Genomic DNA, 8,298 nt, shown 5'->3' on the forward strand with positions numbered 1-8,298 from the left:
GCGAAAGCAGAGCTGCTTTTCTGTAGGAGCTGGCTTGCCGGCGATGCAGACACCTCGGTACATCAGACACACCGAGGTGATGCCATCGCCGGCAAGCCAGCTCCTACAGTGGACCGTGCCCGCTTTAGCTTTTGATTTCGTTTCTAAACACTCAAGCCGGAGTTAGGGCACTCCTCGCCTAGGCGAGGAGCCGAGTGGTGGGGCAAGAGCGTTTTGCTTACTTTTGACTGGGCCGGCATTCCGGCTGTTCAAAAGTGAGCCGCTGTAAGAGCGTAACCGATACAAGCCATCACCCAAATAATGGATATACACACCGCCCGTCACAGCTCCAGCCGAACCTGCGCACACAACCCCCCACCGTCCCGGTTGCTCAGGGTCAACTCCCCACCAATCGCCACTGCCAGTTGCTGGGCAATCGCCAACCCCAGCCCTGTACCACCAGTGCCACGATTACGCGAACTCTCCACCCGGTAAAACGGCTGCATCACCTGCACCAGTTCATCCTCGGCAATCCCCGGCCCCCGGTCCAGCACCTTGATCGAAAGCTCACCCGCCGCCGTCGACCCCACCTCCAACTGCGCCTCCCCGGCAAATTTCAGCGCGTTGTCCACCAGGTTCACCAGCACCCGACGCAACGCATGGGGCCGCGTATCCAAAACCACCGCGCTTTTACCGGTCAAACTCACTTGCTTGTTCATATCCTGGTAATCAAACACCAGGCTGTCGAGAAACGCATCCAGGTCGATCCGGCAACTCGCCTCGGTCGACCCATGCACACTGCGAGCGTAAGCCACACCCTCGCGCACCAGATGCTCCATTTCCCCCAGGTCACTCCAGAGCTTTTCCCGGTCCACCGAGTCCTCCATGAACTCGGCACGCAATTTCATGCGGGTGATCGGCGTCTGCAAGTCATGGGAGATCGCCGCCAGAATCTGCATGCGCTCCTTGAGGTACTCGGCAATGCGGTTCTGCATTTCATTGAACGCCGCCGCCGCATGCGCCACCTCGGTGGGGCCGGTTTCGTCCAGCGGCGTCGGGCGGGCATTCGGGTCGAGGGTTTCCACTGCCCGTGCCAGGCGTGTCAGCGGGCGGATGGCGATGCGCACGGCGATCCAGGTGCACACCAGCAACACCACCAGTTGCAGCACCAGTACCACCGGCAGCCAGAACGCAAACGGGATCGGCTTGGGATAGACATCAATCGTGACCGGGCTGCCATCGGCCAGGGTCAGGTGCGCCTGGAAGTGTTTTTGCAGGCCCGGGATGTCGCGAAACGTCAGTGGGTAATGCTCGCCCAACGCATCGGAAATCGACGTCGCGGCCATGGGCACGTTGTCGCTGGCCATCGGCTCGCCGGGTTCGCCGGCATTCAGCAGGTAGCGGTAGGCGTTGCGGTCGAGGCGCGGCAGCCAGCTGGCACGCTCGGCGGCGGGCAGGCGGTCGAGGATCGCGATCGACGTCGATACGTCGTTTTCCAGGTTGCCCAGCATTACGCTGCGGGCACTCATGTAGCGTTCATAGAACTGCGCACTGAACGACAGGGCGTTGGCGCACAGCAGGCTGACGATGAAAATTACCGTCAGTTGCGCCGCGAGGGTGCGCGGCCAGCGGAACGTGAGGGTCATGCCGGGTCCCCAAGGATTTCCACGGCCAGGGAGAACACATAGCCTTCGCTGCGCACGGTCTTGATGTAGGCCGGTTCGCGGGCGTCGTCCAAAAGGCGCTGGCGCAGGCGGCTGACCAGCAGGTCGATGGAGCGGTCGAACAGGTCCGCGTCCCGGCCCTGTGTCAGGTTCAGCAACTGGTCACGGTTGAGCACCCGTTGCGGATGGTCGAGGAAGACGCGCAGCAAACGGTATTCGGCACCGCTCAAGGCCACCAGGGTGTTGTCTTCGTCCAGCAGATGGCGGGCGGTGGTGTCCAGGCGCCAGCGGCCAAAGCGGATCAGCCGGCCGCTTTCGGTCACCACCAGGTTCGGTGGCAGCATCCTCGTGCGCCGCAGCACGGCGTTGATGCGGGCCAGCAGTTCACGGGCGGCGAAGGGCTTGACCAGGTAATCGTCGGCGCCCATTTCCAGGCCGATGATGCGGTCGGTTTCATCGTTGCGCGCGGTGAGCATCAGGATCGGCGTGGCCTTGTGCTTGCCCACCCGCAGTTCGCGGCACAGCTGCAAGCCGTCGTCGCCGGGCATCATGATGTCCAGCACGATCAGGTCCACGGGGGTGGTGTCGAGGAAGCTGCGCATCTGCCGGCCGTCAGCCACCACGGTGGTGCGCAGGCCGTTCTTTTTCAGGTAGTTGCCCACCAGTTCGCGGATCTCCCGATCGTCATCGACAATCAGAATGTGATCGACGTGATCCATGCTGCCTTCCTCGTTGATTAGTCATTGATGCGCAGTCTAGCCACTGGCGGCGGGCTTGCCTTGTGCCCTTTGTATTGCAGTGTATCTGGCGGTGACGAGATACACATCGACGCAAAAATCCGGGCCTGGCCGACACAATCCGGATACCTCGCAAGGTTCAAATGAGCCCATCGAGGTAATCCGCCTCGGCCCACTTGAACCCCCGGGGAACCACCCATGACTATCAAAGCTGCCTATGCCAGTTGCCTGTTTGCCTTACTCACTTGCCTGAGTGTTGCCGCCCATGCCGAAACCACCGCCAGCCAGCCGGATATCCACCAGGTGCTGTCGATCTCCGAAGAGTCCGGTGGCGCGCTGTGCGGCATCGTCAACTCGCACCTGACCTACCTCGATTCCGAGGGCCAGCGCCACGTCCTCGACTACCGCAAATTTTCCAGCAATTGCCTTGAAGGCAGCTGAGGAGACCGGCCATGACCCCACTCAACAGCTTTCTCAGTGCCCTGGCGTTTTCCATGGCGGGTGTGGCGGCGGATGTGAACGCCGCCACCGCGAAAAAACTCACCGGCAGTGAAACCTGCTTCCAGAACACGCCGCTGGCGCAAAACGGCGCGGCTCGCAAACGCGCTGAAACACCCCCGGCCACGAGGTGACACCCATGAACTTCATCCGATACCTGCGCCGCTCAAAAGGCCTGCTGCTGTTGGCACTGGTGGTTGCCTTGGTCGGCGTGCCCAAGGCGGTGAACTACCTGATCAACAACGTCGATGCCGAAAGTTTCAGCCAGTCCGATGAGCGCATGCCGTCCCTCGACGGCGCGGTGGCCTGGCTCAACTCGCCGCGGCTGACGGCCGAGGGCCTGAAGGGCAAGGTGGTGCTGGTGGATTTCTGGACCTACGACTGCGTCAACTGCCAGCGCAGCCTGCCGTACGTCAATCAGTGGGCGAAGAAATACGCCAGGGACGGGTTGGTGGTGATCGGTGTGCACACGCCGGAAAACGCCTATGAGAAAGTCCTGGATAACGTACGCAGCCAGGTCAAGAAGCTGGACATCCATTACCCGGTGGCCATCGACAACGACTACCGCATCTGGCGCGCCTTCGATAACCAGTACTGGCCGGCCCATTACTTCTTCGATGCCACCGGCAAAGTGCGCTACAGCCATTTCGGCGAGGGCCGCTACGACAATCAGGAGAAAGTCATCCAGGCCCTGCTGGAAGAAGCCAGGGCGGCGAACGCGCCAACCTAAGCTAATGCCAAAAAGGTATTTATTGCGGGGTTTTTAGATCGTTTAGCTTCACCACTCCACGTACCTGTTCATGGAGTGAGCACCCAATGTCGCACCCGCTGGCAATCAACACCTTGCCCCTGCTGGACCTGGCGCTGCTCGACGGCAGCCCGGCCCAGCGTGGGCAGTTTCTCGATGACCTGCGCCACGCTGCGCGGCATATCGGTTTTTTCTACCTCACCGGCCACGGCATCGACGCCGGGTTGCTCACCCAGGTGCAGCAGCAGGCGCGCCAGTTTTTCGCCTTGCCGGAGGCCGACAAGCTTGCTGTCGGCATGATCAACTCCCCACACTTTCGCGGCTACAACCGCGCCGCGTCGGAGATCACCCGGGGGCAGCCGGACCTGCGTGAACAGTTCGACCTCGGCGCCGAGCGCGAGCCGCTGCAACAGGGCCCGGACTCACCGGCCTGGTCGCGCCTCCAAGGCCCCAACCAATGGCCCGCCGCATTGCCTGAACTCAAGCCCTTGTTACTGGCCTGGCAGCAGGCGATGACGCAGATGTCCCTGCGCCTGTTGCGCGCCTTTGCCCAGGCCTTGTCGCTGCCGGAAAACGCTTTCGACCCGCTGTATGGCGCCAAGCCCAACGAACACATCAAGCTGATCCGCTACCCCGGCCGCCACGCCCAGCAGAGTCGCCAGGGCGTCGGTGCCCACAAGGATTCCGGCTTTCTCAGCTTCCTCCTGCAAGACCGGCAGGCCGGCCTGCAAGTGGAAGTGGAGGAGGGCCGCTGGATCGACGCCTTGCCGCGCCCCGACACCCTGGTGGTGAACATCGGCGAGTTGCTGGAACTGGCCACCAACGGCTACCTGCGTGCCACGGTGCACCGGGTCGAATCGCCGCCCCTGGGCAGCGAGCGTTTGTCCCTGGCGTTTTTCCTCGGTGCGCAACTGGACGCGGTGGTGCCGGTGTATCAGTTGCCGCCCGAGTTGCTGCGCGATGCCCACGGCCCCACCAGTGACCCGCGTAACCCGCTGCTGCGGGACGTCGGCTGGAACTACCTCAAGGGCCGCCTGCGTTCCCATCCGGATGTCGCCCAACGGTTTTACGCCGATGCCACGATTCCCCAAGCCCTGTCCGCCTGATAAGGAACATCACCATGCTCAAGAAAACAGCCCTGGCCCTGGCCGTCCTGATTGCCTCCTTCGACGCCCAGGCCGCCGAGGCCCTGCGTGTGGCGGCGGACCCGATTCCCCACGCGCAAATCCTCGAATACGTGCAGAAGCTCGACCCGCAGCTGCAGCTGAAAATCATCGAAATCCCCAACGGCGTGAACTCCAATGAACTGCTGGCCCACGGTGATGTGGACGCCAACTACTTCCAGCACTTGCCGTACCTGCACTCCCAGGAACAGGCTCTCGGCCAGAAATTCACAGTGGCGGCCACCGTGCATATCGAGCCGCTGGGTATCTATTCCCATCGCCACACCAGCTTTGCCCAGGTGCCGGATAAAGGCACCGTGGCCGTGCCCAACAACGTCACCAACCTGAGCCGTGCGCTGTACCTGCTGCAAGCCAACGGCCTGATCACGCTCAAGCCCGGTTTCAACGACCCGGCCAAGGACCAGGCAACGCCCAAGGACATTGCCGAGAACCCCAGGCACCTGAAGATCCTCGAGATCGAATCACCACAGATTCCTCGTGCCCTGGATGATGTCGACCTCGCCGTGATCAATGGCAACTACGCCCTCGAGGCCGGCCTGTCACCGGCCAAGGATGCCCTTGGGCTGGAAAAAGCCCAGGGCAATCCCTACGCGAATATCCTCGTGACCACCCCGAAATTGCAGGACGACCCACGGATCAAACAGCTGGCCAAGGACCTGAATTCGCCGGAGGTGGCAAAGTTCATCACCGAGAAATATGCAGGCTCGGTGATTCCGGTAGCTGTCGAATGATCGTCGTCGAGCAGGTCAGCAAAACCTACGCCGATGGCCAGCCGCCGGCGCTGGATAACGTGTCGTTGCAGATTGCCGACGGTTCGATCTTCGGGATCGTGGGGCGGAGCGGGGCGGGCAAGAGTACTTTGCTGCGCTGCCTGAACCTGCTGGAGCGCCCGACCTCCGGGCGTATCCTCATGGACGGCCAGGACCTGACGCTGCTCAGTGACAAGCAACTGCGCCAGCAACGCCAGCGTATCGGCATGATCTTCCAGGGTTTCAACCTGCTGCATTCACGCAACGTCGCCGACAATGTGGCGGTGCCCCTGGAAATCGCCGGCCAGCCCAAGGCCGAGCGCGTTGCCCGGGTCAAGGAATTGCTGGAACTGGTCGGCCTGAGTGACAAGGCGCTGGCGTTTCCGTCGCAACTGTCCGGCGGCCAGAAGCAGCGCGTCGGCATCGCCCGGGCGCTGGCGGCGCGCCCGGATTATTTGCTGTCGGACGAAGCCACCAGTGCCCTCGACCCGGAAACCACCGCGTCGATCCTGGAACTGCTGCGCAGTATCAATCGGCAACTGGGGGTGACCATCGTGTTGATCACCCACGAGCTGGATGTGGTCAAGGCTATCTGCGACAGCGCGGTATCCCTGGCCAATGGGCGTGTGGTGGAAAGCGGCAGCCTGATTCAATTGCAGGCCGACCCCGCCTCAAGCCTGGGCCGCTCACTGGCCCCCAGCCTGCCAGCGGTGAGGGCAGTATGAAAACGGACTGGAACGACATCCTGCAACTGCTGCTCACGGCCACTGGCGAAACCCTGTACATGGTGCTGCTGGCGGCGGTCTTTACCTTGCTTATCGGCCTGCCCCTGGGGGTGCTGCTGTTTGTCAGTCGCCGCGGCGGGCTGTTCCCGCTGCCACGGGTGAACCGTGTGCTGGGTGCGGTGATCAACCTGGGCCGCTCATTGCCCTTTGTGGTGATGCTGATTGCCTTGATTCCACTGACCCGGTTGATCGTTGGCACCACATTGGGCAGCACCGCCGCCGTGGTGCCGATCACCATTGGCGCCTTTCCGTTCTTTGCGCGGATTGTCGAGAACGCGCTGGACGAAGTGGACAAGGGGCGCATCGAAGCCATCGTTGCCATGGGTGGAGATATTCGGCATGTGATCTTCAAGGTGCTGCTGCCGGAGGCGCTGCCTGCGTTGCTTGCGGGGTTGACCCTGACCCTGGTGATGCTGATCGGCTTTTCGTCCATGGCCGGGGTGATTGGCGGTGGCGGCCTGGGGGACCTGGCGATTCGTTATGGGTACCAGCGTTTCAATAACCAGATCATGGTGGTGACGGTGATTGTGTTGGTGGTGCTGGTCCAGGGCGTGCAAAGCCTGGGGGATCGTTGCGTGAGGTCGCTGGCGCATCGTCGATAAACGGTTATGTACTAATGAATTTTTAATATTTCTAGTTATATGCGTGACTGAGTAAAGTTCCCTTACGTACCTTCACCTCGTCGCCGGGAAATACTCTTCATGAACCGTCCCCACGGGCATCCCACGCCGATCCTGACTTTGCCCCAGGGCGAAAAAGACCCGTTGTCGATTCGCGCCAAGGCGCTGGTGTTTGCCGACCCGCGTTCCCTGCAACTGCTCGAATATTTGCAACGTGTCGGCCCCAGTGAAGCGCCGGTGTTGATCAATGGCGAGACCGGCACCGGCAAGGAGCTGGTGGCGCGCTATATCCACAGCGCCAGCGGCCGCACCGGTGCGTTTGTGCCGGTGAACTGTGGGGCCATCAGCGAGAACCTTGCGGAAAGCGAATTTTTTGGGCATGAGGCCGGCTCGTTTTCCGGGGCCTCGGGGCGGCGGATCGGCTGGTTTGAAGAAGCCGATGGCGGCACCCTGTTCCTCGATGAGATCGGTGACTTGCCGCTGCCGTTGCAGGTGAAGCTGCTGCGGGTATTGCAGGAGCAGGAAGTGGTGCGAGTGGGGTCGCGCAAGCCGATCAAGATCAATATCCGGCTGGTGACGGCCACCAACATCGACCTGGAGCAGGCGGTGGAGGCGGGCAACTTTCGTCTTGACCTGTTCTATCGCATCAACGTGGCGCAGGTGCAGGTGTTGCCGTTGCGTGAGCGGCCGCTGGATATCCTGCCGTTGGTTGAGCATTTTCGGCGGCTCTACAGTGCCAGGTTGAAAATCGCCGAGCCGATGTTGTCGGAGTCGGCGACCCAGGCGTTGCTGGATTATCCGTGGCCGGGGAATATTCGTGAGCTGGAGAATGTGGTGCACCTGGCGCTTTTGGTGGCTGGGGACAGGCCGATCATGCCGTCGCACTTGAAGTTTTCTGCGGGGCTGAGTGCGATGCATGCCAGCGCTAACAGCGGGGCGCCAAGGATTCCGCAGGAGGTGGTGCGGGAGCAGTTGCTGCGGTTGTTCGAGGTGCCGGGGGATTCGTTGTTGCACGATATCGAGGATTTGATCGTGCGGGAGGCGTTTGCGTTTTGTGGGTTTAATCAGTTGCGTACGGCGGAGTTGTTGGGGGTGACGCGCAATGCCATGCGGACGCTTTTGGTGAATCATGGGATGCTCAAGGGGCGGGTTAAACCCTGATTTTTTGATGATGTACATATCCGTTATTCAGGTAACGGCGGCTTATGGTTTCGCTCTTACAGCGAGTCACTTTGCAAAAGCGGCAAAGTAACCAAAGCGCTCTGCCCCGCCTGTCGGCACCTCGCCTAGGCTCGGTGTTCCCTCACTCCGGCAGCACGAAGCGGGCCGCCGCG

General features: G+C 61.6%; 9 protein-coding genes and 1 pseudogene. 8 read left to right on the forward strand and 2 right to left on the reverse strand.

Annotated features, from left to right (window positions below):
* Positions 1-320: 320 nt before the first annotated feature.
* Both HX817_RS30515 and HX817_RS30520 read right to left on the reverse strand, forming a co-directional pair.
* The gene (locus tag HX817_RS30515; RefSeq protein WP_177042303.1) at positions 321-1,625 is read right to left on the reverse strand and encodes an ATP-binding protein; all 1,305 of its coding nucleotides are present in this window, start codon (positions 1,623-1,625) and stop codon (positions 321-323) included.
* The gene (locus HX817_RS30520) at positions 1,622-2,362 is read right to left on the reverse strand and encodes a response regulator (RefSeq protein WP_003212510.1); all 741 of its coding nucleotides are present in this window, start codon (positions 2,360-2,362) and stop codon (positions 1,622-1,624) included. The genes HX817_RS30515 and HX817_RS30520 overlap by 4 nt, the downstream gene beginning before the upstream one ends.
* 216 nt (positions 2,363-2,578) lie before the next feature.
* Here HX817_RS30520 and HX817_RS30525 point away from each other — a divergent pair, with 216 nt between their 5' ends.
* The 8 genes and pseudogenes from HX817_RS30525 (at position 2,579) to HX817_RS30560 (ending at position 8,125) form a co-directional block, all read left to right on the forward strand.
* Positions 2,579-2,821: a DUF2790 domain-containing protein gene (locus tag HX817_RS30525; protein WP_177042305.1), complete on the forward strand. Its 243-nt coding sequence runs from the start codon at positions 2,579-2,581 to the stop codon at positions 2,819-2,821.
* A gap of 11 nt (positions 2,822-2,832) precedes the next feature.
* Entirely contained in the window at positions 2,833-3,012 is a 180-nt protein-coding gene (locus HX817_RS30530; RefSeq protein ID WP_003212515.1) for a hypothetical protein, read from the forward strand.
* Between the two features lie 77 nt (positions 3,013-3,089).
* A pseudogene (locus tag HX817_RS30535) lies at positions 3,090-3,608 on the forward strand (thioredoxin family protein); the annotation flags it as partial.
* Between the two features lie 86 nt (positions 3,609-3,694).
* Positions 3,695-4,732 carry an isopenicillin N synthase family oxygenase gene (locus HX817_RS30540; protein WP_087695231.1) on the forward strand — a complete coding sequence of 346 codons (1,038 nt, stop codon included), beginning with the start codon at positions 3,695-3,697 and terminating at the stop codon, positions 4,730-4,732.
* 14 nt (positions 4,733-4,746) lie between these two features.
* The gene (locus HX817_RS30545) at positions 4,747-5,541 is read left to right on the forward strand and encodes a MetQ/NlpA family ABC transporter substrate-binding protein (protein ID WP_003212522.1); all 795 of its coding nucleotides are present in this window, start codon (positions 4,747-4,749) and stop codon (positions 5,539-5,541) included.
* Positions 5,538-6,284, forward strand: a complete 747-nt coding sequence (locus tag HX817_RS30550; protein WP_003212524.1) for a methionine ABC transporter ATP-binding protein — start codon at positions 5,538-5,540, stop codon at positions 6,282-6,284. Before HX817_RS30545 ends, HX817_RS30550 begins: the two co-directional genes overlap by 4 nt.
* On the forward strand, positions 6,281-6,946 hold the full coding sequence (locus HX817_RS30555; protein ID WP_003212526.1) for a methionine ABC transporter permease: 666 nt from the start codon (positions 6,281-6,283) through the stop codon (positions 6,944-6,946). Before HX817_RS30550 ends, HX817_RS30555 begins: the two co-directional genes overlap by 4 nt.
* Before the next feature lie 99 nt (positions 6,947-7,045).
* Positions 7,046-8,125 (forward strand): sigma-54-dependent Fis family transcriptional regulator, encoded by a 1,080-nt coding sequence (locus HX817_RS30560; RefSeq protein WP_177042309.1) that lies wholly within the window; start codon positions 7,046-7,048, stop codon positions 8,123-8,125.
* Positions 8,126-8,298: the final 173 nt, after the last annotated feature.

It is taken from the genome of Pseudomonas sp. C6002 (genome assembly GCF_013385805.1).
Classification (GTDB): Bacteria; Pseudomonadota; Gammaproteobacteria; order Pseudomonadales; family Pseudomonadaceae; genus Aquipseudomonas.

What these genes read in the sequence shown, in the direction of transcription:
- HX817_RS30540 (WP_087695231.1), top strand. Translation starts at nt 3,695, where the DNA reads ATGTCGCACCCGCTGGCAATCAACACCTTGCCCCTGCTGGACCTGGCG.
- HX817_RS30560 (WP_177042309.1), top strand. Translation starts at nt 7,046, where the DNA reads ATGAACCGTCCCCACGGGCATCCCACGCCGATCCTGACTTTGCCCCAG.
- HX817_RS30520 (WP_003212510.1), bottom strand. Translation starts at nt 2,362, where the DNA reads ATGGATCACGTCGATCACATTCTGATTGTCGATGACGATCGGGAGATC.
- HX817_RS30525 (WP_177042305.1), top strand. Translation starts at nt 2,579, where the DNA reads ATGACTATCAAAGCTGCCTATGCCAGTTGCCTGTTTGCCTTACTCACT.
- HX817_RS30555 (WP_003212526.1), top strand. Translation starts at nt 6,281, where the DNA reads ATGAAAACGGACTGGAACGACATCCTGCAACTGCTGCTCACGGCCACT.
- HX817_RS30550 (WP_003212524.1), top strand. Translation starts at nt 5,538, where the DNA reads ATGATCGTCGTCGAGCAGGTCAGCAAAACCTACGCCGATGGCCAGCCG.
- HX817_RS30545 (WP_003212522.1), top strand. Translation starts at nt 4,747, where the DNA reads ATGCTCAAGAAAACAGCCCTGGCCCTGGCCGTCCTGATTGCCTCCTTC.
- HX817_RS30515 (WP_177042303.1), bottom strand. Translation starts at nt 1,625, where the DNA reads ATGACCCTCACGTTCCGCTGGCCGCGCACCCTCGCGGCGCAACTGACG.
- HX817_RS30530 (WP_003212515.1), top strand. Translation starts at nt 2,833, where the DNA reads ATGACCCCACTCAACAGCTTTCTCAGTGCCCTGGCGTTTTCCATGGCG.